The organism is Priestia sp. JSM ZJ58, assembly GCF_044383985.1.
Classification (GTDB): Bacteria; Bacillota; Bacilli; order Bacillales; family Bacillaceae_H; genus Priestia; species Priestia zanthoxyli.
On record NZ_JBISEM010000026.1, the window covers coordinates 1 to 1,041 of the forward strand.

At 29.9% G+C, this 1,041-nt stretch carries 2 protein-coding genes; one reads left to right on the forward strand and one right to left on the reverse strand.

Going from position 1 to position 1,041, the window contains the following annotated elements; all coding sequences use genetic code 11:
* Positions 1-242, forward strand: a 242-nt coding sequence (locus ACH6EI_RS27830) for a GNAT family N-acetyltransferase (protein WP_397378514.1), incomplete at its 5' end; no start/stop codon positions are given.
* Positions 243-738: 496 nt separating this feature from the next.
* Here ACH6EI_RS27830 and ACH6EI_RS27835 read toward each other — a convergent pair.
* Positions 739-993, reverse strand: coding sequence for a Txe/YoeB family addiction module toxin (locus ACH6EI_RS27835; protein WP_278030795.1), 255 nt, complete (start codon positions 991-993; stop codon positions 739-741).
* Positions 994-1,041 lie beyond the last annotated feature (48 nt).

The window sequence follows — 1,041 nt, forward strand, 5'->3', positions numbered from 1 at the left end:
AAGCATTTATTTACATAAAAAAAAGACAAGCAATACTTATAGATATCGTAGTTTACCATTTATTTAGAAATAAAGGCATAGGTAGTAAATTAATAAAATATATTATTAATGAACTTAAGGGATCTGACATCATCTGTATTAAAGGTGAAATAAAAAATAAATCCGTAATAAGTTTTTATTTAAAACTCGGGTTTAAATATAATGAACATGGATATGTTTATAAAACATTGAGGGACAATTGAATTTATAGTGAAAAGATAGTTAGGAGAAAAGCAGTCTGTTGCATTACTAGACTGTTTTATGTGATGATTAATTTTTATTCATTTTTGATAATATGTAGGGGGCTGGTATGTACTACTTACTGATCATTATGCAAGTGATAATTTACTGCCTAACGATGTATTTTTTTGTTAAGCATGAAAAAACAGGTAAGCACAAATCGACTTTTAGAATGTTGTTATTCTGTCTGTTACTACTAACAGGTACGCTTTTAGCACTAACAAACACATACACAAAAATACCTCTGAATGTTGCTTAGACTTAAAGGTGACAGTGTAACTAACGGAAAGTTAAATCTATTATGAACATGACAATATTTTTATTCCGATAAGTCTCGTCCTTGCCCTGATTGAGCTGTAGAAGCGTTAGCCAAAGCCATAAAACTACATCATTCCAGTTGATTACTGGCTTTTTAACATAACATTATCTTGATCGTATCTCGTTTTATGATGTAATTTATCAATAATGAAATCTACAAGAAGCTATCTCTAGTCCTTTTTCAGTAACCCTATAAACTAGCCTATGCTCATCTGTAATTCTTCTTGACCAAAACCCTGTTAAATTATGTTTTAGCGGCTCTGGCTTTCCTATACCACTAAATGGCTGCCTCATGATATCTTTGATTAATTCATTTATCCTTTTGATGGTTTTTTTATCCATCTGTTGCCAATAAAGATAATCTTCCCATGATTTAGATGAAAATATTATATTCATTTAGATATCAATATCTTACCAAGATACGCAAAAGTAATTATAAGCAGA